The 23984-nt window shown below is 61.4% G+C and carries 24 protein-coding genes and 1 tRNA gene; 5 read left to right on the plus strand and 20 right to left on the minus strand.

The genetic code is table 11. The features are described 5' to 3' along the window. Nucleotides 1-140: 140 nt before the first annotated feature. The 3 genes from purM to GbCGDNIH8_RS12980 all read left to right on the plus strand — a co-directional run bounded on the left by purM (nt 141) and on the right by GbCGDNIH8_RS12980 (nt 2084). Nucleotides 141-1184 carry a phosphoribosylformylglycinamidine cyclo-ligase gene (purM, locus tag GbCGDNIH8_RS10580; RefSeq protein ID WP_072573156.1) on the plus strand — a complete coding sequence of 348 codons (1044 nt, stop codon included), beginning with the start codon at nt 141-143 and terminating at the stop codon, nt 1182-1184. Then, entirely contained in the window at nt 1181-1804 is a 624-nt protein-coding gene (purN, locus tag GbCGDNIH8_RS10585) for a phosphoribosylglycinamide formyltransferase (protein ID WP_072573157.1), read from the plus strand. Before purM ends, purN begins: the two co-directional genes overlap by 4 nt. 118 nt (nt 1805-1922) lie before the next feature. Next, a complete protein-coding gene (locus GbCGDNIH8_RS12980; RefSeq protein ID WP_157692631.1) occupies nt 1923-2084 on the plus strand; it encodes a hypothetical protein in 162 nt (53 codons plus the stop codon). Between the two features lie 128 nt (nt 2085-2212). Here GbCGDNIH8_RS12980 and ndk read toward each other — a convergent pair whose 3' ends face one another. Beyond that, nucleotides 2213-2635 carry a nucleoside-diphosphate kinase gene (gene ndk / locus GbCGDNIH8_RS10590; protein ID WP_025287362.1) on the minus strand — a complete coding sequence of 141 codons (423 nt, stop codon included), beginning with the start codon at nt 2633-2635 and terminating at the stop codon, nt 2213-2215. A gap of 179 nt (nt 2636-2814) precedes the next feature. On the opposite strand from ndk, the gene GbCGDNIH8_RS10595 reads away from it, so the two are divergent. Then, nucleotides 2815-4680: an ABC-F family ATP-binding cassette domain-containing protein gene (locus GbCGDNIH8_RS10595; protein WP_072573158.1), complete on the plus strand. Its 1866-nt coding sequence runs from the start codon at nt 2815-2817 to the stop codon at nt 4678-4680. Nucleotides 4681-4744: 64 nt separating this feature from the next. Here GbCGDNIH8_RS10595 and nusG read toward each other — a convergent pair whose 3' ends face one another. From nusG to GbCGDNIH8_RS10635, 8 genes are all read right to left on the minus strand, one after another. Then, nucleotides 4745-5275, minus strand: a complete 531-nt coding sequence (gene nusG / locus GbCGDNIH8_RS10600) for a transcription termination/antitermination protein NusG (protein ID WP_072563791.1) — start codon at nt 5273-5275, stop codon at nt 4745-4747. Nucleotides 5276-5285: 10 nt separating this feature from the next. Beyond that, a complete protein-coding gene (secE, locus tag GbCGDNIH8_RS10605; protein ID WP_025287364.1) occupies nt 5286-5480 on the minus strand; it encodes a preprotein translocase subunit SecE in 195 nt (64 codons plus the stop codon). 56 nt (nt 5481-5536) lie between these two features. Beyond that, nucleotides 5537-5613, minus strand: a tRNA-Trp gene (locus GbCGDNIH8_RS10610). A 201-nt stretch (nt 5614-5814) separates the two neighbouring features. Continuing rightward, entirely contained in the window at nt 5815-7644 is a 1830-nt protein-coding gene (gene edd, locus GbCGDNIH8_RS10615) for a phosphogluconate dehydratase (RefSeq protein ID WP_072573159.1), read from the minus strand. A gap of 4 nt (nt 7645-7648) precedes the next feature. Then, nucleotides 7649-8308 (minus strand): bifunctional 4-hydroxy-2-oxoglutarate aldolase/2-dehydro-3-deoxy-phosphogluconate aldolase, encoded by a 660-nt coding sequence (gene eda / locus GbCGDNIH8_RS10620; RefSeq protein WP_072573160.1) that lies wholly within the window; start codon nt 8306-8308, stop codon nt 7649-7651. Between the two features lie 149 nt (nt 8309-8457). Beyond that, nucleotides 8458-9234 (minus strand): M48 family metallopeptidase, encoded by a 777-nt coding sequence (locus GbCGDNIH8_RS10625; RefSeq protein WP_081368973.1) that lies wholly within the window; start codon nt 9232-9234, stop codon nt 8458-8460. Then, complete coding sequence (locus tag GbCGDNIH8_RS10630; protein ID WP_072573161.1) at nt 9231-9731, minus strand: YcgN family cysteine cluster protein; 501 nt, start codon at nt 9729-9731, stop codon at nt 9231-9233. Before GbCGDNIH8_RS10630 ends, GbCGDNIH8_RS10625 begins: the two co-directional genes overlap by 4 nt. Before the next feature lie 85 nt (nt 9732-9816). Beyond that, nucleotides 9817-10632, minus strand: coding sequence for a lipid-binding SYLF domain-containing protein (locus tag GbCGDNIH8_RS10635; protein WP_072573162.1), 816 nt, complete (start codon nt 10630-10632; stop codon nt 9817-9819). A gap of 275 nt (nt 10633-10907) precedes the next feature. Between GbCGDNIH8_RS10635 and GbCGDNIH8_RS10640 the strand changes: the two genes are divergently transcribed. Then, nucleotides 10908-11978, plus strand: a complete 1071-nt coding sequence (locus GbCGDNIH8_RS10640; protein ID WP_157692632.1) for a bifunctional heptose 7-phosphate kinase/heptose 1-phosphate adenyltransferase — start codon at nt 10908-10910, stop codon at nt 11976-11978. Nucleotides 11979-11991: 13 nt separating this feature from the next. On the opposite strand, the gene GbCGDNIH8_RS10645 is transcribed toward GbCGDNIH8_RS10640, so the two are convergent. From GbCGDNIH8_RS10645 to GbCGDNIH8_RS10690, 11 genes are all read right to left on the minus strand, one after another. Further along, nucleotides 11992-12462, minus strand: a complete 471-nt coding sequence (locus tag GbCGDNIH8_RS10645; protein ID WP_072573164.1) for an MmcB family DNA repair protein — start codon at nt 12460-12462, stop codon at nt 11992-11994. 76 nt (nt 12463-12538) lie between these two features. Further along, nucleotides 12539-13567: an isocitrate/isopropylmalate dehydrogenase family protein gene (locus GbCGDNIH8_RS10650; protein ID WP_072573165.1), complete on the minus strand. Its 1029-nt coding sequence runs from the start codon at nt 13565-13567 to the stop codon at nt 12539-12541. Nucleotides 13568-13642: 75 nt separating this feature from the next. Further along, entirely contained in the window at nt 13643-15148 is a 1506-nt protein-coding gene (mctP, locus tag GbCGDNIH8_RS10655) for a monocarboxylate uptake permease MctP (RefSeq protein WP_072573166.1), read from the minus strand. A 15-nt stretch (nt 15149-15163) separates the two neighbouring features. Further along, nucleotides 15164-15400, minus strand: coding sequence for a DUF3311 domain-containing protein (locus GbCGDNIH8_RS10660; protein ID WP_253736026.1), 237 nt, complete (start codon nt 15398-15400; stop codon nt 15164-15166). A gap of 3 nt (nt 15401-15403) precedes the next feature. After that, entirely contained in the window at nt 15404-16267 is an 864-nt protein-coding gene (locus tag GbCGDNIH8_RS10665; RefSeq protein WP_072573167.1) for a rubrerythrin family protein, read from the minus strand. 232 nt (nt 16268-16499) lie between these two features. Further along, the gene (gene atpC, locus GbCGDNIH8_RS10670) at nt 16500-16907 is read right to left on the minus strand and encodes an ATP synthase F1 subunit epsilon (RefSeq protein WP_072573168.1); all 408 of its coding nucleotides are present in this window, start codon (nt 16905-16907) and stop codon (nt 16500-16502) included. 4 nt (nt 16908-16911) lie between these two features. Next, the gene (gene atpD / locus GbCGDNIH8_RS12755; protein ID WP_095206453.1) at nt 16912-18342 is read right to left on the minus strand and encodes a F0F1 ATP synthase subunit beta; all 1431 of its coding nucleotides are present in this window, start codon (nt 18340-18342) and stop codon (nt 16912-16914) included. 27 nt (nt 18343-18369) lie between these two features. Then, a complete protein-coding gene (locus GbCGDNIH8_RS12760) occupies nt 18370-19266 on the minus strand; it encodes a F0F1 ATP synthase subunit gamma (protein ID WP_095206454.1) in 897 nt (298 codons plus the stop codon). 19 nt (nt 19267-19285) lie between these two features. Further along, nucleotides 19286-20821: a F0F1 ATP synthase subunit alpha gene (gene atpA / locus GbCGDNIH8_RS10680; RefSeq protein ID WP_072573169.1), complete on the minus strand. Its 1536-nt coding sequence runs from the start codon at nt 20819-20821 to the stop codon at nt 19286-19288. Beyond that, nucleotides 20821-21444, minus strand: coding sequence for a F0F1 ATP synthase subunit delta (locus GbCGDNIH8_RS10685; protein WP_408874710.1), 624 nt, complete (start codon nt 21442-21444; stop codon nt 20821-20823). The genes atpA and GbCGDNIH8_RS10685 overlap by 1 nt, the downstream gene beginning before the upstream one ends. Nucleotides 21445-21658: 214 nt before the next feature. Next, nucleotides 21659-23887 carry a primosomal protein N' gene (locus GbCGDNIH8_RS10690; RefSeq protein ID WP_072573170.1) on the minus strand — a complete coding sequence of 743 codons (2229 nt, stop codon included), beginning with the start codon at nt 23885-23887 and terminating at the stop codon, nt 21659-21661. Between the last annotated feature and the right edge of the window lie 97 nt (nt 23888-23984).

The following is a 23984-nucleotide window of genomic DNA, read 5'->3' on the forward strand; positions in this document are numbered from 1 at the left end:
CATTCCACCGCATGGCTCCGCGCCATATGTCACCGTTGCGCGCGCCACGCGGCTATGGTTTCTGTCCACTCGCACCAAACGTCCCGACGCAGTCCGCGATCTTCCCGCGTTGCGCGGGAAGCCGCCCGAGAGGACAAGCCATGAGCAGCATGACATACCGGGATGCAGGCGTCGACATCGACGCTGGCGATGCCCTGGTCGAAGCCATCAAGCCGCTGGCCCGCGCCACCAGCCGTTCCGGCGTGATGGGCGGGCTGGGCGGGTTCGGAGCACTGTTCGACCTGAAAGCCGCCGGATTCAAGGATCCGGTTCTGGTCAGCACGACGGATGGCGTCGGCACCAAGCTGCGCGTCGCCATCGAGGCCGGGCGTCATGAGACCGTCGGCATCGATCTGGTGGCCATGTGCGTGAACGATCTGGTGGTGCAGGGGGCAGAGCCGCTGTTCTTCCTCGATTATTTCGCAACCGGCAAATTATCGGTGGAGGCGGCACGGACCGTTCTGGCCGGAATCGCAGAAGGCTGCCGTCAGGCGGGCAGTGCGCTGGTCGGCGGGGAGACCGCGGAAATGCCGGGCATGTATGCCGATGGCGATTACGATCTGGCCGGTTTCTCGGTCGGCGCGGCAGAGCGGGAGGCGCTGCTGCCCGCAGGTGTTGCCGCCGGTGATACCGTGCTCGGTCTGGCCAGCAGCGGTGTCCATTCCAATGGTTATTCTCTGGTGCGGCGGGTTGTGGAAGCCTCCGGGCTGGCCTGGGATGCGCCCTGCCCCTTTGCCGAAGGCAGGACGCTGGCAGAAGCTTTGCTGACCCCGACCCGGATCTATGTCTCCCCGGTGCTGGCCCTGCATCGCGCGGGCCTGCTGAAAGCTGCCGCGCATATCACGGGCGGCGGTCTGCCGGGCAATGTGCATCGCGTTCTGCCGGACGGGTTGCATGCAGTAATTGACACCGCCGCATGGCCCCGCCCCCCGGTGTTCAACTGGCTGGCCGCGCAGGGCAATGTCGCGGATGATGAAATGCTGCGCGTTTTCAATTGCGGCATCGGCATGATCGTCGTCACATCCGATCCGGATGCTGCCACCGCACTGCTGAGCGGAGCGGGCGAAACCGTCTATCGCCTCGGTCGTATTGATACGCAGCAAGGTGCGGCCTCCACCCCCGACCTGCTCGTCATTCCAGAATGACGCGGATCGCGATTTTCATCAGCGGCCGGGGCAGCAACATGCGCTCCCTGGTCTCTGCTGCACGTGCTCCCGGTTTTCCGGGACAGGTGGCGCTGGTCCTGTCCAACGATCCTGCCGCCGCCGGACTGGATTTCGCCCGTGAAGCCGGGATCGAGGCGCTATGCATCGATCACCGCCCCTTCGGCAAGGACCGGCAGGCGCATGAGCAAGCTATCGACGAAGCCCTGCGCGCCCGGAGAATCGAGCTGATCTGTCTGGCCGGTTACATGCGCCTGCTGACGCCCTGTCTGGTGGATCGCTGGCAGGGCAAGATGCTGAATATCCATCCCAGCCTGCTGCCCGCCTTCCCCGGCCTGCACACACATCGCCGGGCACTGGAAACAGGGGTCAAACTGCATGGCTGCACCGTGCATCTGGTCACGCAGATCATGGATGAGGGGCCGATCCTTGCCCAGGCCGCTGTGCCGGTACTGCCGGACGATACAGAGGACACTCTGGCAGACCGGGTGCTGGCTCAGGAACACGTTTTGTATCCCATGGCCCTGCGGAACTGGCTGGAACAGGACCGGAAAGCCGCACCTGCGGATGCTGCCCTGCTCAATCCCTTGCCGTCAGCCTGACTTCACTCTTGCAGACAGGCTCTTGCAGTCAGGCAACAGCACTTCTAGAAACACAGCCAGTCATAGCCGATAAAACAAAACTGGCCTTACAAAAGGCCAGCCTTGCAAGAGGACCGTCATGTCGCAGCCTTCAGCCACTTATGCCCGGGCGCCGATCACCACCGTCGATGACCTGCTGGCCGACCGCAAGCGCGTCTATGCGCATTTTGTGACCGGTGCCAAGGTCGCTATCGCTGCGGTCGCCATCATTCTGGCGTTGATGGGCATCTTCCTCACCTGAGTGTTTTTGGGAATTCATCCCATCAAAAAGGCCGGTTCCACCTTCCGGGTGGACCGGCCTTTTTTAGTTCCCCAGCCTATTCCCACCCGGCACCAAGGCGCAGGGCAGGAACATGCGGCGAAGTGTGATCAGGCGACGATTTCGCTGCCTGCGAAGAAATAGGCGATCTCGATCGCCGCGTTCTCGGCACTGTCAGAACCATGCACGGAGTTGGCTTCAATGCTCTCGGCGAACTGGGCGCGAATGGTGCCGGCATCGGCCTTCTTCGGATCGGTGGCACCCATCAGCTCGCGGTTGCGGGCCACGGCGTTCTCGCCTTCCAGCACCTGCACCACAACCGGGCCAGAGATCATGAAGCTGACCAGATCGTTGAAGAACGGACGCTCGCGATGCACACCATAGAACGCCTCGGCCTGGGCCTGGGACAGCTGAACGCGCTTCTGGGCGACGATGCGCAGGCCGTTCTCCTCAAACACCGCATTGATGCGGCCGGTCAGGTTCCGACGGGTCGCGTCGGGCTTAATGATGGAAAACGTACGCTCGATCGCCATGATGATCTGCCCCTGGGTCAGATAGAACAAGAAGGTGAAATCCAGCCAGACAGCCGGTTATTTCTGACGCGGCCATAGCCGCAAGCCGCACGGCTTGCAACCCGCGCACCGGCAACTCTCCCCCGTCCTGGCAGAGGATAGCTTGCCCTCGGCCCCGCCTGACCGGATAAGCACATCCTATGAGCCTTCTGATCATCGACTCCCTCACCCTCCGCATGGGCGGCCGCGTCCTGTTCGATCATGCCAGCCTGACCGTGGAAGCCGGGCGGCGCATCGGGTTGGTCGGCCGGAATGGAGCCGGGAAATCCACCCTGCTGCGGACTATTGCCGGTGATCTGACGCCGGATGGCGGCAGCATCCGCCTGTCCTCCCGCGCCAGAATGGGAGTGGTGTCGCAGGAAGCGCCGGACGGTCCCGCCGGACTGGTGGAGACTGTGCTGGCATCGGATACCGAGCGCACGAAACTGCTGGCGGAATCTGAAACCGCCCCGCCGGAGCGGCTGGCCGATATTCATGACCGGCTGCTGGCGATCGGCGCAGACTCCGCCCCGGCCCGCGCCGCTGCCATTCTGGCCGGGCTGGGCTTCGATGCGGAGGCACAGGGCCGTCCTGTTTCCTCCTTCTCCGGCGGCTGGCGGATGCGCGTGGCGCTGGCCTCCGCGCTGTTTCTGCAACCCGATCTGCTGCTGCTGGACGAGCCGACCAACCATCTGGATCTGGAGGCGACGCTGTGGCTGGAAAACTGGCTGCTGAAATTCTCCGGCGCGGCGCTGATCGTCTCTCATGATCGCGGGCTGCTGGACCGGGCGGTGCATGCCATCGCCCATCTCGATCGTGGTGGCCTCTCCCTGACCCCCGGCGGCTATAGCGAGTTCGTCCGCATCCGTACGGAGCAGATGGAGCAACAGGCCCGCGCCGCCGAAAAAATCGCCGCCCAGCGCGCCCATATGCAGGCTTTCGTCGACCGGTTCCGCGCACAGGCCACCAAGGCAAGGCAGGCTCAATCCCGGCTCAAGGCGCTGGAAAAACTGCCGCAGATTGAAAGCGTGATCGAGGAAACGCCGATCCGCTTCGATTTTCCGGAGCCAGCCCGTCTCGCCCCACCCATCCTGACGCTGGAGCGTGTCAGTGCCGGCTATGGCGACAAGCGTATTCTGGGCGGCATCAATCTGCGCGTGGATATGGATGACCGCATCGCACTGCTGGGGGCCAATGGCAACGGCAAATCCACTCTTGCCAAGCTGCTGGCCATGCGCCTGCCTCCGCTGGAGGGAGAGGTCAAACATAGCGCCAAACTCCGCGTCGGTTATTTCGCCCAGCATCAGGCGGAGGAGCTGGTCCTGTCCGACACGCCGGTCGATCACATGGCGCGGGCCCTGCCCCGCGCCCTGCCGCCCCAGCTGCGGGCGCATCTGGCCCGATTCGGTCTGGATGCGGATCGCGCCGAAACACAGGTCGGCAAACTGTCAGGCGGCGAAAAGGCGCGCCTGCTGCTGGCTCTGACCACCCGCGACGCGCCGCAGATGCTGATTCTGGACGAACCCACCAACCATCTGGATATCGACGCCCGTGACGCCCTGACCAGAGCGCTGGCGGATTTTCAGGGTGCGGTGCTGCTGATCACCCATGATCCCGATCTGGTGGAGATGATCGCCGACCGGCTCTGGCTGGTGGCCGACGGTACCGTCAAACAATTCGACGGATCGATGGATGATTACCGCACCTATCTGGCGGAGCGCGCCCGTCCGGTGGTGAAGGCGGAGGCTTCCTCCCGCAAGGATGAGCGCCGCGAACGGGCCGAGGCCCGCGCCGCCAACGCGCCGCTGCGCAGGAAGGCCAGAGATGCAGAGGCGCTGATCGCGAAATTGACCACCGAGCGCACAAAAATAGAGGAAAAACTGGCTGATCCGGCGATCTATGCCGAGTCGCGCGTGGCGGAAGTCACCGCCGCCAATGCCCGGCTGGCCGCGATCGCCAAAGAGATCGACTCAGCCGAGGCCATCTGGCTGGAAGCAGAAGAAGCACTGGCCGCCGCAGAAGGCTGAAACAAAAAGGCGGCCTTCCTCCCGGAAAGCCGCCCCTTCAGACTCTGTTGTGTCACCGGGTGGATCAGATCTTCTCGACCTGCCCGTATTCCAGCTCCACCGGCGTCGAACGACCGAAGATGGAGACGCTGACCTTCACGCGGCCCTTTTCCTCGTCCACTTCCTCGACCACGCCGTTGAAGCTGGTGAAGGGACCATCGGCCACGCGAATCTGCTCGCCGACCTCGAACAGCACGGCGGGACGGGGACGCTCCACCCCTTCCTGGGCCTGCCGCAGGATGCGGTCCGCTTCGGCCTCCGAAATCGGGGACGGGCGGGTTCTGCTGCCGAGGAACCCCGTGACGCGCGGCGTATCGCGCACCAGATGCCAGGTGTCGTCGGTCAGCTCCATTTTCACCAGCACATAGCCGGGGAAGAATTTGCGCTCGGCATTGACCTTCTGGCCACGGCGAAGCTCGACCACTTCCTCCGACGGCACCAGAATTTCGTCGAAATGATCGATCAGGCCGTTCTGAACGGCTGTTTCCCGGATCTGCTGGGCGATCTTTTTTTCAAAACCGGAATAGACGTGGACCACGTACCAACGCTTGGCCATCGGAAACCTCTCAACCCCCGCTCGCGAATGTCAGGCTGATACCAAGTCCGGCAAGCTGATCGATCACGAAAAAAAACGCCGCCGCCAGGGTCGCCATTGCGAACACCAGACCGGTCGTCACCAGCGTCTCCTTGCGGGAGGGCCAGGTGACCTTCGACACCTCGCTGCGCACATCGCGCAGGAATTTCGCCGGACTGGTCGCCACGCTTGGTTTGCTCCTCAGGAACGCCGCAGAATTACGGGTCAATACCATGCTGCTGCTGGCAGGGGTGGAGGGTCTCGAACCCCCAGCCTCCGGTTTTGGAGACCGGCGCTCTAGCCAATTGAGCTACACCCCTGCATCGCATGCAGGCACCACATGTGGCGACCGGACAGGTCCGGCCACCCCGTGCGGGGCAGACGCGCTAGACACAATGACAGCGCCCTTATGTCAAGGGCCTAGTTGATAAAACACCCGTCTTTATCCGCCGCAAAGCGCGTCATAAGTACGGATTTGCATTGAAACCACGCCATCAGTGCAACCCGGTTATCCCGTGATTTCAAGTCAGAACCGTACAGGCCCCCTCATCCGCACGGCTGACCAGACTCCGGAAATTGCCGAACAACTCTCTTCCAGTGCCGTATGCGCTGGTGGACAGATCATCCCGCACCGGCTCCCGCGCCATGAACGTCACGGGGTCTTCCAGCACCTCCAAGCGGCCATGCACGGCATCCAGCCGCAGGCGGTCACCATCCCGGATCAGGGCGATCGGGCCCTCCGCCGCCGCTTCAGGAGTGACATGGATCGCGGCAGGCACTTTGCCGGATGCGCCCGACAGCCGCCCATCCGTCACCAGCGCCACGCGATGACCACGATCCTGCAACACGCCCAGAGCAGGCATCAGCTTATGCAGCTCCGGCATACCATTGGCCCGGGGCCCCTGAAACCGCACCACCACGATGACATCCCGATCCAGTTCCCCATTTTTGAACGCCTGCTGCATGGCTTCCTGCGTGTGGAACACCATGGCGGGCGCCTCGATCACGTAACGCTCCGGATGCACGGCCGAGGTCTTGATCACCGCTCGCCCCAACGGCCCTTCCAGCACACGCAGGCCGCCCGTCTGCGCGAACGGCTCCTCCATCCCGCGCAGCACGGCGGGATCGCCGCTGACCTGCGGGCCATCCTGCCATGTGACCGTGCCGGTCTCCGGATTCAGCCATGGCTCCGCCACGTAGTGCCGCAGGCCCCGACCCCAGACCGTCTCCACATCTTCATGCAGCAATCCGCCCCGCAACAGGGTGGAGATCAGGAACGCCATGCCGCCTGCCGCGTGGAAATGGTTCACATCCGCCTGCCCGTTCGGATAAACCCGGCACAGCAGCGGCACGATTTCAGCCAGATCGGACAAATCATCCCAGGTCAGGATGATACCCGCCGCCCGCGCCATCGCCAGCAGATGAATCGTGTGATTGGTAGAGCCGCCTGTGGCATGCAGCCCGACGATTCCGTTGACGAACACACGCTCATCCAGCATCCGCCCGAGCGGTGTCCAGTTGTCGCCATCAGCCGTCAGAGCCAGCGCCCGCGTCACAGCCTCCCGCGTCAGCCCGTCCCGCAGCTTCGTGCCGGGATTGACAAAGGAGGCGCCGGGCAAATGCAGCCCCATGATCTCCATCAGCATCTGGTTGGTGTTGGCCGTGCCATAGAAAGTGCAGGTGCCGGGGCCATGATACGACTCACTCTCCGAAACCAGCAGCGCATCGCGTCCCACCTTGCCCTCGGCATAAAGCTGCCGCACCCGGGCCTTTTCACTGTTGGGAAGTCCCGTGGTCATCGGACCTGCCGGAATGAACACCACCGGCAGATGACCGAAGGACAATGCCCCGATCAGCAAGCCCGGCACGATCTTGTCACACACCCCCAGACAGACCGCCGCATCGAAGGTCTGGTGCGACAGCGCAATCGCCGTGGAAAGCGCGATCACGTCGCGGGAAAACAGGGACAGCTCCATCCCGTCCTCCCCCTGCGTCACGCCATCACACATGGCCGGCACACCACCCGCCACCTGAGCCGTCGCTCCGGCCATCCGTGCAGCCTCCCGGATCAGATCCGGATAGGTCTCGTAAGGCTGATGCGCGGACAGCATGTCGTTATAAGCCGTCACGATACCGAGATTCGGCGCCTGCCCCTGCGTCATCACTTGCTTGTCAGTATGCGTGCAGGCCGCATAGGCATGCGCCAGATTGGCACAGCCCATCTTGTGGCGAGGCCGTTTCCGCGCCGCATCGGCAAGACGGTCCAGATAGGCCCTGCGTGTCTCACGGCTCCGTTCGACGATGCGCGCCGTGATCTCCAGCAGACGCGGATTCGGGGTGCCGATCTCCATATTTCTATGCTCCCTGCCCGCCAGGGCTTCTCAACGCGCTGACACGGGCCGCGCTGCGGGATGCTTTCGCAGTGATCGCATCCCACGCACCGGCCTCGATTTCAGCCGGCGTGGCCAGCCATGAGCCGCCAATTGCCACGACATTGGGCAGCGACAGCCATGCCTCGATCCCGTCCTCGGAAATGCCACCCGTGGGGCAGAAACGTGCATCGGGGAACGGACCGCCCAGCGCCTTGAGCGTCGCCATCCCGCCCGGCTCGGCCGGAAACAGCTTGGCGGCACTGAAGCCGCGCTCGATACAGGCCATCAGTTCGGACGCTGTACGGATACCAGGAACAAAGGGGAGGTCGGTCTCTGCCGCCGCATCCAGCAGAACCGGCGTCGCACCGGGGCTGAACGCAAAGCGCAACCCCAGTTTACGGGCCGTTTCCAGCTCGGCCGGGGTGGTAACGGTGCCGAGACCCACCACCGCTTCCGGCACTTCCTGCGCGATCACACGGGCAGCATCGAGGCCCGCTTTTGTACGCAAGGTGACCTCCAGCATCCTGATCCCGCCCGCCACCAGAGCCCGGGCCAGCGGAACCGCATCCGCAACACGGCCAATCATCAGAACAGGAATAATGCCGGCTGTTTGCATCAGGGATGCAGGTGTTTCCCGTGTCATGATTTCTTCCCCTCCAGAAATACCCAGTTTAAAGCACCGTTTCCTGCGGCTGGCGGACCGGCTCCGATACAGACCATGCAAGGATCATGCTGCCCCCGCACGCATCACCCATTTGCATCGTCTGGCGACTCCGCCTGATCCTGACGGGATCATCCCACGCCGACCCGCATCAGCCTGCCCCCCTCCTGCCGCAACCAGGCCGTCGCCTGCGCACGATAGGGGGTCAGTTGTATACAAAGCGCCCAGAAATCAGCGCTGTGATTCATATGTTTCAGATGTGCGGTCTCATGGCCCGCTACATAATCCTGAACATAGGGCGGTGCCATGATCAGCCGCCAGCTATAAGCGATGCTGCCATCCGGCGCACAACTGCCCCAGCGCGACACCGTGTCCTTGATGGAGACACGCCGCGGCTTCAGCCCGGCAGAGGCCGCCTTGGCCAGAGTCAGGGTCGAGAAACGCTTCTGTGCCTCCCGCCGCAACCAGTCCTGCACACGGCGCTTCAGAAACGCAGGATCGCCGCTGACATGCAGCGTTTCTCCCTCCAGCCGCACCACGCCACGCGCCTGCCCGTCATGACAGATGACCACCTCCCTGCCATCGAACGGTATTGTCGCCCCGTCCTGAAACAAAAGAGGCGGCGGAAGCATCGCCAGTTTTTCTTCCACCCACTCTGCATGGCGATAGAGCAGTTCCAGGCCCGCCTTACGCCCGACCCGGCCCGGCAGGGTCAGCACCGCATGGCCGCGCCGTGCATCAATACGCAGGCTGATCCGCCGCGCCCGCGCATTGCGGCGCCATAAGACAGGCACAGGCAGGCCGCCCGGCAGGGTTTCGGTCACCACAATGGCCGCAGACGAGGCATCCAGCCGTTCCGGTGTCGCCACCGGGCCAGCCGGTTTCGCCCGAAACAGAGGCAGCTTCATGACTCGTCGGCCGTCTTGCCTGCCGCCTCCTGCCGGGGGCGGCGCGGACGGGGAAAACGACCGGGCCAGGAGACGATGTAATTCTCCAGCGGCCCGGCCTGCCGTTCATCAATCGCCCGACCACGTACTGAAATGCCAGCCTGATGCACCGTTTCCGGATCGCCGGAGACAAGAGGATGCCACCAGGGCAGATCCTTGCCGTCCAGCACAATCCGATAGGCACAGCTCGGCGGCAGCCAGTCGATCTCCTCGACCAGAGCGGGGGTCAGGCTGATGCAGTCCGGCACCTTGCGAAATCGGGTGGCATAGCTGGTGCAGCGGCAGCTTTGTGTATCCAGCAGGCGGCAGGATACATTGGTGAAGGCCAGCTCCTCCGTCTCCTCATCACGGAGTTTATGCAGGCAGCAGCGCCCGCAACCGTCACACAGGCTTTCCCATTCCTCACGGGTCAGCTCGGTCAGGCGTTTGGTTTTCCAGAAGGGAGGGGCCTCAGTCATGAAGACCAGTGATAAAGCCTTCCGCCCCGCACCGGTAGCCAAAAGAAGCTGAGCTTCGTTATCGCCCCCTGCGCGCCTTCTTTTATCAGCGCGGAGGGGACAGGGGCTGCTGCTGAACCGGCGCCAGTCTGGTAGGGCCACCTGTCACTGGCGCAGGCGTATAGGCTGGTTCCTGCGTCTGGGTCGGCTGTCCGGCCGCAGCAGGTGCTGCGGCTGCCTGACCGGGTGTACCGTAACGCGCCAGGATGGTGCGCAGCGGGTCGGCTCCGGGATTATTGACCTGCATCTGGATAACAATCTGCCGGGCGGCCAGAGCCTGTCCGTAATAGGCACGGTTGGCATCCGTATCGGTGGTCAGGAAAGTCCCGTTCAGCGCGACACTTCCGAACAGGCCACGGGATTTGGAGAACCCGATAATATCCGCCCGCAATGCCGCGGTAACATCACCCTCCACTCCTGCTCCGAATGTCGCCACAGACATGGAAGCATCGCCGCCGAACTTGAACTGCTTGTCCATGATTGCGCTGAGGGCCTTGTCATTCATGATCATGAGCATGATCTGGCTGTCCTGAATCCCGATCTGAAGCCCAAAGCTGACGCTGGACATTGAAAAGAAAGCAGGGGCAGACCATGACCCGGCCCCATCGCGCGCCGACAGGACGCAGCTTGCGCCGGCCCCGCCGAAAATAAAGGCCGCCCGGAAGGATTGCGGGCAGATCATCACAGCCCGTGCCCGTTTCAGTGTATTGATACGATCACTGGAATGAGCCGGTCCCAGCATGTCCTGCACCGTCAATGTCGCACGATCGACAATCGCCTGCTGCTCGGACTGCGCGTGCGCTTCAGCGGACAAACCAAGAGAAGCCATACCCAGAAAAGCCGCAAGCACATAGCGTAACATCAAGCAATCTCCGCATCTTAAGAGACGAAATTGCAGCAGTTTCGCATCTTTTTGGCAAGGTTGGGCCAAATCTGCACCCAGCGCCCTGCAATTTTCAACCCTCGCTGTCATCGGGAGGGTAAAACCACGCATGGCGGAAAGGGACAGGGTTTCGCTTAAAATGTGATGCTATCGCGTGCAGTAATAATTCCAAGAGCGAGAAATCTGTTTTAATCTGGCTGCAATGAACTTTTTATTCTCCGTCGGGCGGCACGTTGTTGCCGATGCAGGCAACCATGCCAGACAGTATCCCTATGCCTGATCCGCAACGGGCCTTTCTGCGACGCGCGCACGCCGCCATGCGGGACGACTGGTCCGGCAGCAACGGTTCTGAACCTGCTGTCCCGGCCCTGCCCGGACTGCCGAAATTCCATCAGGCCAGCCTGCTGGTTGTCGGCGATGTCATGATGGATGAATACATCAGTGGACCGGTGCGGGATGGCTTACAGGAACCGTCACTGCGCGTACTGCGCGCTGATGAGGAAATGGCTGTTCCGGGAGGAGCCGGAACTGTGCTGCGCTGCCTGACCGCGCTGGGGACCGCTGTCGCCTTCGTATCGCTGGTCGGTGATGACCAGACCGGCTCTGACCTGACCGGGCTGGTCGGCAGCCAACCCGGTGTAGAGCCGTGGCTGCTGGTTGAGGGCGGGCGCATCACCACGCGCAAAACCCGCTATATGGCGGATGGCCAGCAAATTCTGCGCGTTGACCGTGAAATCCGCGAGGATATTCAGGATCGCCTGAGTGACAGGCTTCTACGGATTGCCCGCGATGCCATGGCCGCAACCTCCATCACAGTGCTGGCGGATTACGGAAACGGCCTGCTGTCCGGTCCGGTGATTTCCGGCATTTCGCTGGCCGCCCGCGCGGCGGGCCGTCCGCTGGTGGTTGCCCCCAGCCTTGGCCGCTCTGTGCTGTTTGCCGGGGCTGATATTATCGTCCCCGGCAAACGCGAATTATCTCACGCCACCGGGCTGGCCTGCGAAACGCCCGAGCAGATCGAAATTGCCGCGGCCGAATTGCGGGCACGGTTCGGGCATCGCGCCGTTATGGCTCTGCGACAGGATGGCGGCCTGACTTTGGCAGATGAAAACGGAACCCGGACCCATGCCACCATTGCACAGGAAAAAGCACGCCTGTCAGGCGTGACAGAGGCCGTCGTGGCAACCGTCAGTGCGGCGCTGGCCACTGGCTGCCCCATCGAACGCGCAGCAGAGCTGGGCAATGTCGCCGCCGGTCTGACTGCCACACGCCTCCGTCCCACCACCGTGCCACAACCTGCCGAGCTGGCCGCTGCCATAGCCTGACCGCGGCACCCGCTTATTCCACCAGATGGGCGGCCATAAGGGACGCGCGCAAATCGGGGTCCAGTGCTGCTGCCAGCCTGCCGGCAGCCAGACGCGCATAGGTCAATGTCAGGCTGCGACGCCTGGCCGGCGCCATGGCCCCGCCTTCCTGTGCAGGCCGGATGATCTCCGCACCATGGCTGTCAGCCACGATAATGCCGACATCATCCGGCAGCAAAGAAAGCGGAAAATCGAGATCGACCGCAAAAAACAGGGCATCCGCATAAGCGTGATATTCCCGCCACTTGCGATCCGTCATGAAATCGCGGCTGCCGGACTTGATTTCAATACAGACAAAGCTGCCGTCACCGCGCAGGGCCAGAATATCGGCCCGGCGGCCATTGGGTAACGGAACCTCATGCAGGGCGGCCCAACCCAACATAGCGCAAAGCCGTCCCAACTGACGACGAATATGCGCAGCCCGTAAAGGAAAGCTTAACTCCACCCGGCAAAAATACCCCCCTTCCCTGATAGAGAGAAGAGGGTTTTTTTTTGTTCCTCAGACCGAAGAACCGCCTGTTTTATCCGATGCGGCTAATCAAAGCCTGTGTCAGTTCCCTGGTTTTGGCGGTTCCCCCCAGATCAGGGGTACGGATGCCATCCTCCAGGGTCGTGATACGGATGGCATTACGCAATCTGGTTGCCAGATCAATCTTGCCGACATGGTCCAGCATCATGGCCGCCGCCAGCATCAGCGCCAGAGGATTGGCGATCCCTTTACCGGCGATATCAGGGGCCGAGCCATGGACGGCTTCGAAAATCGCTGCCTGCTTGCCAATATTGCCACCCGGAGCAAGACCAAGCCCACCGATCAGCCCGGCAATCAGATCAGACAGAATATCGCCGAACAGGTTGGTCGTGACGATGACATCAAAGCGACCCGGATCGAGTACCAGCTGCATCGCGCAGGCATCGACGATTCTTTCCTCAAAAGCGATACGGCCCTCATATTCCTTGGCGATTTCCTTGCCCGCCTCCAGAAAGATACCGGTCAGCGCCTTCAGGATATTCGCCTTGTGGACCAGCGTGACCTTCTTGCGGCCATTCTGCACCGCGTATTCAAAAGCGTAGCGAATAATCCGGTGACAGCCCGTGCGGGTGTTGAAGCCCGCACACATCGCCACAGCATGAGGGTCGTCACCGATCGGCATGTAATGTTCGAACGCGGCATAGAAACCGTCGAGATTCTCGCGGATCAGGGTGATATCGACATCCTCGAACCGTCCACCCGGGATCAGGGTCAGCGCGGGGCGCACATTGGCGAACAGTTCGAATTCCTTGCGGAGCTGCACGTTGACCGAGCGGTATCCACCCCCGGTGGGGGTCGTCAGCGGTCCTTTAAGCGCCAGCTTGTTATGATGAATACTCTGGATCGTTTCACGGGGCAGCGGATCACCCACCCGGGCGATAGCCGCCATACCGGCATATTGAGAGTCCCATTCAAACGGAGAACCGAGCGCGTCCAGCACGCTGACAACAGACTCGACAATCTCGGGACCAATGCCATCGCCCGGAATGAGGGTGGCCGGGATCTTGGTACTCTGGCTCATTCGCCTGCTCTCCTGCACGTCCGTTACAGGCGATTTTACCAGAAGGCAGGCAAAGGGGAATGACCGGGAGGTCATCTAGACCGCCTCTTCCTCCAAGACGCTCAAATCCTGCGTGCGCTCGGGCCCTTTCAAGGCGAAGATTGCGGAAAGCAGGGTTGATACCGCAATATTCAAAATCAATGCATAGACCGCCGCATAGCCCGGAATCGTCCAGTTACCCAGATGTAATCCGTATGTGGCGCCTTTAAATCCGGTTTCCGCCACCATCCATGTACCGGATGCGATTCCTACAGCCCATCCGGCCAGCAAAGGCCAGGAGCGGAAGAAACGACTGTAAAGCCCCAGAAAGATCGGGGGGGCCGTCTGAATGATCCAGACCCCACCCAGCAGTTGCAACTGGATCGCGTAATCTTTCGGCATGAAAATGATGAACACCAGCGCGCCAAGCTTCACCAGCATGGAAACGAATTTCGCGATCCCTGCTTCCTCGGCATCAGTGCAATTGGGGCGCAGGAACTCCCGCCAGACATTGCGCGTGAAAATGGCCGCCGTCGCGATGGACATGATCGCTGCCGGCACCAATGCCCCAATGGCGATAGCCGCAAACGCCACACCGACAAACCAGGATGGAAAAGATGCCTTGAACAGTTCCGGCACCGAAAGCTGGGGTGAAACAGTCAGTCCGACGGCAATCGCCATGAAACCGAGCAAAGCCAGCAGCGCCAGCGTAAAGGAATAGGCCGGCAGGATCGCTGCATTGCGCCGGATAGCATCCGGACTGCTGGCACTGAGCACCCCGGTCAGAGAATGCGGATACAGGAACAGGGCGATCGCCGAACCGAGCGCCAGAGTGGCATAGACACTCCAATCCCCCCATGAATCCGGTCCCGGCGTTGCCAGCAGCAGCTTCTGCGACGGAATATGCGCAAAAATCTGCCCAAACCCACCCAGATGCATCGGCACGATAATCGCGGCCGCAAAGACTGTGATGTAGATCAGCAGATCCTTCACCACCGCGATCATCGCCGGGGCACGCAGACCCGATGTGTATGTGAAGGCGGCCAGAATCAGAAAGGCGATGATCAGAGGCATATCGCCCCACACGCCGGTGCCATGAAAACCGAGCGCACCGATCACGACCTCCATACCGACAAGCTGAAGAGCGATATAAGGCATGGTGGCCAGCAAGCCGGTTATCGCGACCGCCAGAGACAGCCATCGATTACCGAAACGTCCCCGCACGAAATCAGCAGCGGTGGTGTAGCCCTGTCGGTGCGCCACCGTCCAAAGCCGTGGGAAGACCACATAAAGGATCGGGTAGATCAGAATAGTGTAGGGAATGGCGAAAAAGCCCATCGCACCCTTGCCATACATAAAGGCCGGGACCGCAATGAAAGTATAAGCCGTATAGAGATCACCCCCCAGCAGAAACCAGGTTATGAAGGTTCCAAAACGCCTCCCCCCCAGGCTCCATTCATGAAGCTGATTGAGATCCCCCGCCCGCCAGCGTGCCGCGGCAAATCCCAGCAGCGTCACGAACATAAACAGGCCTATGAAAATGCCTGTCGCAACCCAATCCATCTTACGGCATCTTTCTCAGTAATCAGCCTTATGCTCGGCACGATAAACGATGGCGGCCAAAATCGCGGTGATGAACACCCAAGCCGTCTGGTACCAGTAAAAAAACGGCACCCCACCAAGGGATGGCTCGATCCGGTTGTAAAACGGAACCGCCAGCATGGCGACAAAGGGCAACAGAAACAGAAGACGAGCAGGATGCATACGATGCCGGATACGCTTGCTCGACGGGGTGGGGGCAGAGGGTGTGGTCATGGATCAGGCAGCCTTTGCAACGCTCTGCATCTGCAAGCCCGCGTCCTTGCCAACAGGCTGCCGGAGAAAATGCTTGCGGCGACGCTGCATCAACGCCCATGCCAGTTTGGTCGACCAGGTGGACAACCGCCCATGCGGCATTAACCCCACCGATTTGAACACCATTCCGGTGGCCCGCTGAATATGATGATAACGGTAATAGCCCATTGCCTGAGTCATATAAGCGGCAATACAGCGCTCATGGCTGTAGGGGATAGTCTCGGCCTCGTTCCCGCAATGATAGGCGAAGGCAAGTTCATCATCCTCGCTCTCACCGATACGCCCGGCGGCAATGCGCAGGCGGTTCAGAAAGCCGATTTTCTCCCGCTCCAGATAACGCCGCATATGGTCGTAGAACAGCTTGAAATGGCGATACTCGTCAGCCGCGATCAACTTGCAGATATGCTTCAGAACCGGCTCCTTTGTCGCATCACCGAGCGCGGTGTAATAGGAGGAGGTCCCCGTCTCCACCATGCAACGGGCGATCAGTTCGCCAGTACGGGAACCCCGAATTGAGGCATGCGCGCTGAGATCAATCTGATAGCCAGCCTTATAGCGGGCGAAGGCAGCCTCATAATCCCAATCCGGGTCGGCGAGGCTGGCCCATTTTCCCAGCGCATCTCCATGCTGTACCTCTTCCACCGCCCAACGATCCGCCGCTCCTGAAAAGTCCGGATCATCATGGAATACACCGTTCAGATAGACGGCATAGTCAGTGCCATTGCGCTCGACCATTGCCGCCGCCTTGACCAGCGGCACAATCGCCGGATCAACCAGAGCCGGGTCGAAATCCGACCAGGGCACGTCTTCGATACGCCAATGCTTCATAGAGATATCCGCTCAACCAGCTTTGCCGTCAGTGTTTCTTCAACAACGCACAGCAGACCGAAATTATAGCGGCCTCTGCCCGCTGCAATGGCCTTTCGGCCAATACGGTCTCCGCCTGTGGCATGAAGGCCGCACCATCGGCAGGACACCACAGCATGAAAAGGCAAGAAAGCCCCGACCAAATGGCCGGGGCTTTCTCTGAACGCTATGTGTAAACACCCAGCCTGATGGCTCAGTGTCTGACAGCCTCAACCATGGCACGGGCCGCCTGGATGGACTCCATGGCTGCATCCAATGCCTTGATATCAAGCTTGTCGACTGTGGCATAAGCTGCTTCCGCATCTGCCAGACGCTTTTCAGCATCGGCTGCTGAAATCTCAGCGACCGGCAATGCCTGATCGGCCAGAACCGTGCAACGCTCCGGCGTAATTTCCGCGAAGCCGCCCGCAACATAAAGCCGGTCCGTCACCTGACCATTCTGGTAAAGCCGGATAGTGCCACCCTGAAGCAGCACAATCATCGGGGCATGGCCGGGCAGTACGCCCAGTTCACCCTCTGCAGCCGGGATCACGACCATGTCCACGGATCTGGACAGGAGACGCTTTTCCGGGCTGACAATTTCAAGGCTGGTCTGGGCCATGGGATCAGGCCTTCGCCTTCAGCGCCTCGGCCTTCTTGCGGGCATCCTCGATGGTGCCAACCATCAGGAACGCTGCTTCCGGCAGATCATCATGCTTGCCTTCGACGATTTCCTTGAAGGAGCGGACCGTATCCTCAATGCTCACGAACACGCCGGGGGAGCCAGTGAAGACTTCCGCGACATGGAAAGGCTGGGACATGAAGCGCTCGATCTTGCGGGCGCGGGCCACGGTGAGTTTGTCCTCTTCGGACAGTTCATCCATACCCAGAATGGCGATGATGTCCTGCAATGACTTGTAGGTCTGCAGGATACGCTGCACATCGCGCGCCACCTTGTAGTGTTCTTCACCGACGATACGCGGATCGAGGGAGCGGGAGGTGGAGTCCAAAGGATCCACCGCCGGGTAAATGCCCTTTTCAGAGATCGCGCGGTTCAGCACGGTCGTCGCATCAAGATGGGCGAAGGAGGTCGCAGGCGCCGGGTCGGTCAGGTCATCGGCCGGAACGTAAATGGCCTGCACCGAGGTAATAGACCCCTTCTTGGTGGAGGTAATACGTTCCTGCAGCGCGCCCATATCGGTCGCCAATGTCGGCTGATAACCCACAGCGGAGGGGATACGCCCCAGCAGAGCGGACACTTCGGCACCGGCCTGGGTGAAGCGGAAGATGTTGTCCACGAAGAACAGCACGTCCTGACCTTCTTCATCACGGAAGTATTCCGCGATGGACAGGCCGGACAGAGCCACGCGCGCACGGGCGCCCGGCGGCTCGTTCATCTGGCCATAGACCAGCGCCACCTTGGAGCCTTCGGTGGTGTTCTCACCGAGCTTGATGACGCCCGCATCAATCATTTCGTGATACAGATCGTTGCCTTCACGGGTACGCTCACCCACACCGGCAAAGACCGACACGCCCCCATGCGCCTTGGCGATGTTGTTGATCAGTTCCTGGATCAGCACGGTCTTGCCGACGCCTGCACCACCGAACAGACCGATCTTGCCACCCTTCAGGTAAGGGGCGAGCAGATCGACCACCTTGATGCCCGTGACAAGAATCTCGGCAGAAGCCGCCTGGTCTTCGAAAGACGGGGCTGCGCGGTGGATGGAATAGGTCTTCGTTGCATTGACCGGACCGCGCTCGTCGATCGGCTCACCGATGACGTTCAGGATGCGGCCGAGCGTACCCGGGCCCACCGGCACGGTAATCGGACGACCAAGGTCTTCAACCTCGGCGCCACGCACCAGACCATCGGTGCTGTCCATGGCAATGGCACGGACTGTGCGCTCGCCAAGCTCCTGTGCGACTTCAAGAATCAGGCTGCGATCACCGATCCGGGTCTGCAGCGCATTCTGAATGAAGGGCAGTTCGCCATCGAACTGCACGTCAACCACGGCGCCCAGAATCTGGGTGACCCGCCCGACATTGTTGCTTGCCATCTGCGGCTCTCCTCTTTCGCGGATCGGCTACAGCGCTTCGGCGCCGGAGATGATCTCGATCAGTTCACGTGTAATATTGGCTTGGCGCGTGCGGTTGTAGGTCAGCGACAGGCGCTTGATCATGTCACCGGCATTACGGGTGGCATTATCCATCGCTGTCATCCGCGCCGCATGTTCACCAGCAGCGCTTTCCAGAATCGCACGGTAGATCTGAATGGCCAGATTCTGCGGCAGCAGCTTGGCCAGCAGGGTTTCTTCATCCGGCTCGAACTCATACACCGCCTTGGCGCCATGGTTGGATGCACCCGCATTGGCCTGAGCCGCCTGCGGCACCTGTGCCGGAATAAGCTGTGTTTCGCCGGGAGTCTGGCTGATCACGGAGTTAAAGTGATTATAGACCAGCGTGCAGACATCGAATTCACCCGCATCCAGCAGCGCCGTAATCTGCTGCGAGAGGGCCAGCGCATCCGCAAAAGCGAGCACCTTCTTCCCGGCCAGCGAGGTTTCCGGCAGCAGACGGGTTTCCAGATCGCGGCGCAGATAATCACGCGCCTTGCGACCGACAGTGAGAATTTTCACTGTCTTGCCTTCGGATTCCAGCCTGTTGGCCAGCGTGCGCGCCGCACGGCCCACATTGGTGTTGAATGCACCGGCCAGACCACGGTCAGCGGAAATGACCACCAGCAGGTGGACCTTGTCCTGACCGGTTCCAACCAGAATACGCGGAGCAGAAGGACTGCCCGCCACGTTATCGGCCAGCGCCGCCAGCATGCGCTGCATCAGCTCGGCATAGGGGCGCGCGGCCTCCGCTGCCTGCTGAGCACGTCGCAGCTTGGACGCGGCCACCATTTTCATGGCGCTGGTGATCTTTTGCGTCGATTTGACGCTGGTGATCCGTCCCCGAAGCGCCTTCAGGCTCGCCATGTCCTGGGCTTCCCTTCGATCAGGCGGTGAAGTTTTTCACGAAGCCTTCGAGGAAGCTGCGCAGCTTCGCCTCGGTTTCGCTCTTGACTTCCCGGTCGTTACGGATGGCGTCCAGAATGTCTTTCTGCGCACCACGCAGCTCAGCCACCAGACGGCGCTCGAACTCCACGACCTTGTCGGTCGGAATCGTGTCCAGATAACCCTTCACACCGGCGAAGATCACCGCAACCTGCAATTCCACCGGATACGGTGTGAACTGCGGCTGCTTCAGCAGCTCGGTCAGACGGGCGCCACGGGCCAGCAGCTTCTGGGTGGAGGCATCCAGATCGGAAGCAAACTGGGCGAATGCCGCCATTTCACGATACTGGGCCAGTTCCAGCTTGATGGAGCCGGCAACCTGCTTCATCGCTTTGATCTGGGCCGAAGACCCGACGCGGGAGACGGACAGACCGACATTCACCGCCGGGCGGATGCCCTTGAAGAACAGTTCGGTCTCAAGGAAAATCTGACCATCGGTGATGGAGATCACGTTGGTCGGAATATAGGCAGACACGTCACCGGCCTGTGTCTCGATCACCGGCAGGGCCGTCAGAGAACCCGCGCCATGCGCATCGTTCATCTTCGCGGCACGTTCCAGCAGACGGGAATGCAGGTAGAACACGTCACCCGGATAGGCTTCACGTCCCGGCGGACGACGCAGCAGCAGGGACATCTGGCGATACGCAACAGCCTGCTTGGACAGATCGTCATAAGCGATCACGGCATGCATCGCGTTGTCGCGGAAGAATTCGCCCATGGCGCAGCCGGTATAGGGGGCCAGGAACTGCATCGGCGCCGGATCGGAAGCGGTAGCGGCGACCACGATGGAATATTCCATCGCGCCCTGCTCTTCCAATGTGCGCACGATCTGCGCAACGGTGGAGCGTTTCTGACCAATCGCGACATAGATGCAGTAGAGCTTCTTGCTCTCATCCGTGCCCTGATTGATCGGCTTCTGATTGATAAAGGTGTCGAGAATAACGGTGGTCTTGCCGGTCTGGCGGTCACCGATCACCAGTTCGCGCTGGCCACGTCCGATGGGGATGAGCGCGTCAACCGACTTCAGGCCGGTCTGCATCGGCTCATGCACGGACTTGCGGGGAATGATGCCCGGGGCCTTCACCTCGACACGGGTGCGCGTCACATCGGTCAGCGGACCCTTGCCATCGATCGGATTACCCAGCGCATCGACCACGCGGCCCAGCAGGCCACGACCGACCGGGACGTCCACGATTTCGCGGGTACGGGCGACAGTATCGCCTTCACGGATCTGGCGATCATCGCCGAAGATCACGACACCGACATTGTCATTTTCCAGGTTCAGGGCCATGCCCTTCAACCCGGCGGAGGGAAATTCCACCAGCTCACCGGCCATCACGTTCTGCAGGCCATAGACGCGGGCGATACCATCGCCGACGCTCAGAACCTGGCCCGTTTCGGCCACATTCGCTTCGCTGTCGAAGGAAGCAATCTGAGATTTAAGGATTTCCGAGATCTCGGCAGGACGGATGTCCATCAGGCGGCTCCCTTCATGGCGTACTGCAGGCGCTGCAGCCGGGATTTCAGGCTTGTGTCATACAGGCGCGTACCGATCCGCACGACCAGACCACCCAGCAGGCTGGGGTCCACGTGCTTTTCGATGCGCACATTGCCGTAACCGGCTTCAATCAGACTGGCGCGGAGCTGATGCTCCTGCACCTCGGTCAGCGGGTGGGCCGATTCGACCAGGGCCACAGACTCGCCACGCTTCTCTGCCACCAGCACCGCAAAGGCGCTGATGATGGAGCGCAGTGAGCCGAGGCGGCGGTTATTGGCCACCGTACCGACAAAATTGCGTTCGATGCGGGTAAAGCCCTGCCGGTCGAGCACAGCCAGAACGGCATCCCGAGCACGGTTGACATCGACAAGAGGGCTGCCGAGCAGGCTTTGCAGATCGGCGCTTTGATCGATCAGCCGCCCCAGGGCGTCGATCCGGGCGATAACGCCATCCAGATCGCCGCTATCCTCGGCATAAGAATAAAGTGCGGAGGCATAACGCTTCGCCAAGCCGGACACAGCGGTGCCGGACACATGCTTCGCTTCCCGCTGCGGGGTGCCGGTTACGGCCGCGCCGCTTTCATTTGCGCCATTCGAGGCCACGGTCTCGCTTTCTCGCTGGTGTTCCTCTGGAACCGGACCCAACCTCCCGGCTCCGGCGGTGGCCGTCTAGCATGCAGATAACACCGGCGCAACAGACATAACCGGAATGATCGTGCTCTGAATGACAGTTTTACGACCGAAAAATGCCCCGTTGTGTCCTGAATTTTGTCACCTTACCCAGGCCACCAAGAAAAAACCCAGTCTTTGTAACCCGTTACAAAAACGACACGGGATCGACATCAATGTCGATGCGTGCCCCACGGGGCACAGTCACCTCCTGAAGCCAGCGGCGCAGGATGGGTTGGACTGCAATAGTCCGGCGGGTCCGCAGCAGCAGCCGGCGGCGATGACGCCCGCGCAGCACGGCAAGCGGTGCCGGAGCGGGCCCCAGAACCCATATACCGTCGCCATCCGGCGCGTTACGTGCAATTTCCAGCGCGATCCGATCGGCTGTGGCCGCATCGTCAGCACTGACGATCAGGGCCGCCAGCCTGCCATGGGGTGGCCAGTGCCCTACGCGCCGCATCTCCGATTCTCCCTCCATGAACGCTGCGAAATCATTGTTCAGGAGCGCCTGAATGGCCGGGTGATCCGGATTCCAGCTTTGGAGAAACACATGCCCGGGCGCCTCTGCCCGTCCGGCCCGCCCGGCCACCTGATGCAGCAACTGGACGGTGCGTTCCGAGGCACGCAGATCACCACCGCCAAGCCCGAGATCAGCATCCACCACACCGACACAGGTCAGATGCGGAAAATTCCAGCCTTTCGCGACAATCTGCGTGCCGATCAGCAGATCAACCTCCCGCGCGGCCACCCGTCCGGCTGCCTCGGCCGCTGCGGCTGGGCCGGGCAGAGTGTCGCTGGCCATAACCAGCACCCTTGCCTCCGGAAATAATGTGGCGGCTTCCTCGGTGATTCGTTCCACACCGGGACCGATCGCCGTCAGAGCATGTTCCGCGCCACATGATGGGCAGGATCGTGGGACCGGCTCCTCATGCCCGCAATGATGACAGATAAGCTGACGGCGCAGACGGTGTTCCACCAGCCATGCCGTGCAATGCGGGCACTGCATCCGCGTCCCGCAGGTCCGGCACAGGGTCAGAGGGGCATAGCCACGCCGGTTCAGGAACAGCATGGCCTGCTCCCCCCGCTCAAATGCCTGCCTGATCGCCGTTATCAGAGGAGGGGACAGGAAATGATTGCGCTCCGGCGGATGGCTGCGCAGATCGATCGCCGTAACCGAAGGCAGCCGCGCCACCCCATGCCGCGCCCGCAGGCTCAGGCGGCGATAGCGCCCCGACTCGACATTCGCCAATGTCTCCAGACTCGGCGTTGCCGAGACCAGAAGAGAAGCCGCCTGCTCGAACCGCGCCCGCACCACCGCCATGTCCCGGGCATGATAGATGATGCCATCCTCCTGCTTGAAAGCGGTCTCATGCTCCTCATCCACCACCACCAGTCCCAGATCAAAGAAGGGCAAAAACAGGGCGGAGCGCGCGCCAACCACCACCTTCGCCTCTCCGGACGCCACTGCCCGCCAGCACTGGCGGCGCGTCATGCTGCTGAGATCGGAATGCCAGATGGCAGGCTCCACACCGAAACGGCGACGGAAACGGTCCAGCCACTGGGTGGAAAGCGCAATTTCCGGCAGCAGAATCAGGGTCTGGCGACCGCAGGCCAGAGCCTCGGCAATGGCTTCCAGATAAACCTCGGTTTTGCCGGAGCCAGTCACCCCCTCCAGCAACGTCACCGAAAAAGCGTGTGCCCTGACCGCTTCCCGCAGGGACTCAGCAACCTCTGCCTGATCCGGTGACAGATCGGGCACTGTGAAGGCAGGCTCCGGCACACCATAGCGGTTCGGCCGGGCCATCGGCACCTGTTCCAGCAAACCCTGCGAGACCATGTTCCTCAGCACGGCACTGGTGATCTCCGGCAAGTGCTCCCGCACGGTCCGGGACGTCATGGGGGTGCCATCCGCCAGCAGGGCCATCACCTGCCGTCTTGCCTCGGTCAGCCTGATCCCCTCCGGCGGGGAGGCTGCCAGTTGCAGCCCTGTTACGGCCCGTTCGGGACGCAGCGCGTTGATCCTCAGCGCCATCGCCATCACCTCACCCGGCGGAGACAGCGTATAGCCTGCAACCCAATCGATGAAACGACGCAAGGGAGCAGGCAAAGGCGGCGCATCCAGCACCGCCAGCAGCGGCTTCAGGCGATGATCCGGGACAGGCCGGCCAGAACCGGCGGATGAGTGCGTGGCAGCCGCCTCAGAAGATGAGCCTGCCTCATCCCAGACCACGCCCACTTCTTCCCGCCGATTGAGCGGCACCAACACGATATCACCCGGCTGCGGCGCCAAATCCGGCGGGACCGCATAATCAAACGGCCCCGGAAATGGATAGGGCAACATAACCCGTAAACGTCTCTTCCGGTCGGCGCTGTTCATCCTGTAACATCTCACAGCGTGACGAGGCTGAATATATGGGTGTTATCTGTTTGCAGAGACAGCTTATCGGCTGATGGCGCATACTGGCGGATGGCAA

The organism is Granulibacter bethesdensis, assembly GCF_001889545.1.
Taxonomy (GTDB): domain Bacteria; phylum Pseudomonadota; class Alphaproteobacteria; order Acetobacterales; family Acetobacteraceae; genus Granulibacter; species Granulibacter bethesdensis_B.

Excerpts from the sequence above, each read along its gene's own strand:
- purM (WP_072573156.1), top strand. The coding sequence starts at position 141 with ATGAGCAGCATGACATACCGGGATGCAGGCGTCGACATCGACGCTGGC.
- purN (WP_072573157.1), top strand. The coding sequence starts at position 1,181 with ATGACGCGGATCGCGATTTTCATCAGCGGCCGGGGCAGCAACATGCGC.
- GbCGDNIH8_RS12980 (WP_157692631.1), top strand. The coding sequence starts at position 1,923 with ATGTCGCAGCCTTCAGCCACTTATGCCCGGGCGCCGATCACCACCGTC.
- ndk (WP_025287362.1), bottom strand. The coding sequence starts at position 2,635 with ATGGCGATCGAGCGTACGTTTTCCATCATTAAGCCCGACGCGACCCGT.
- GbCGDNIH8_RS10595 (WP_072573158.1), top strand. The coding sequence starts at position 2,815 with ATGAGCCTTCTGATCATCGACTCCCTCACCCTCCGCATGGGCGGCCGC.
- nusG (WP_072563791.1), bottom strand. The coding sequence starts at position 5,275 with ATGGCCAAGCGTTGGTACGTGGTCCACGTCTATTCCGGTTTTGAAAAA.
- edd (WP_072573159.1), bottom strand. The coding sequence starts at position 7,644 with ATGGAGATCGGCACCCCGAATCCGCGTCTGCTGGAGATCACGGCGCGC.
- eda (WP_072573160.1), bottom strand. The coding sequence starts at position 8,308 with ATGACACGGGAAACACCTGCATCCCTGATGCAAACAGCCGGCATTATT.
- GbCGDNIH8_RS10625 (WP_081368973.1), bottom strand. The coding sequence starts at position 9,234 with ATGAAGCTGCCTCTGTTTCGGGCGAAACCGGCTGGCCCGGTGGCGACA.
- GbCGDNIH8_RS10630 (WP_072573161.1), bottom strand. The coding sequence starts at position 9,731 with ATGACTGAGGCCCCTCCCTTCTGGAAAACCAAACGCCTGACCGAGCTG.
- GbCGDNIH8_RS10635 (WP_072573162.1), bottom strand. The coding sequence starts at position 10,632 with ATGTTACGCTATGTGCTTGCGGCTTTTCTGGGTATGGCTTCTCTTGGT.
- GbCGDNIH8_RS10640 (WP_157692632.1), top strand. The coding sequence starts at position 10,908 with ATGCCAGACAGTATCCCTATGCCTGATCCGCAACGGGCCTTTCTGCGA.
- GbCGDNIH8_RS10650 (WP_072573165.1), bottom strand. The coding sequence starts at position 13,567 with ATGAGCCAGAGTACCAAGATCCCGGCCACCCTCATTCCGGGCGATGGC.
- mctP (WP_072573166.1), bottom strand. The coding sequence starts at position 15,148 with ATGGATTGGGTTGCGACAGGCATTTTCATAGGCCTGTTTATGTTCGTG.
- GbCGDNIH8_RS10660 (WP_253736026.1), bottom strand. The coding sequence starts at position 15,400 with ATGACCACACCCTCTGCCCCCACCCCGTCGAGCAAGCGTATCCGGCAT.
- GbCGDNIH8_RS10665 (WP_072573167.1), bottom strand. The coding sequence starts at position 16,267 with ATGAAGCATTGGCGTATCGAAGACGTGCCCTGGTCGGATTTCGACCCG.
- atpC (WP_072573168.1), bottom strand. The coding sequence starts at position 16,907 with ATGGCCCAGACCAGCCTTGAAATTGTCAGCCCGGAAAAGCGTCTCCTG.
- atpD (WP_095206453.1), bottom strand. The coding sequence starts at position 18,342 with ATGGCAAGCAACAATGTCGGGCGGGTCACCCAGATTCTGGGCGCCGTG.
- GbCGDNIH8_RS12760 (WP_095206454.1), bottom strand. The coding sequence starts at position 19,266 with ATGGCGAGCCTGAAGGCGCTTCGGGGACGGATCACCAGCGTCAAATCG.
- atpA (WP_072573169.1), bottom strand. The coding sequence starts at position 20,821 with ATGGACATCCGTCCTGCCGAGATCTCGGAAATCCTTAAATCTCAGATT.
- GbCGDNIH8_RS10690 (WP_072573170.1), bottom strand. The coding sequence starts at position 23,887 with ATGAACAGCGCCGACCGGAAGAGACGTTTACGGGTTATGTTGCCCTAT.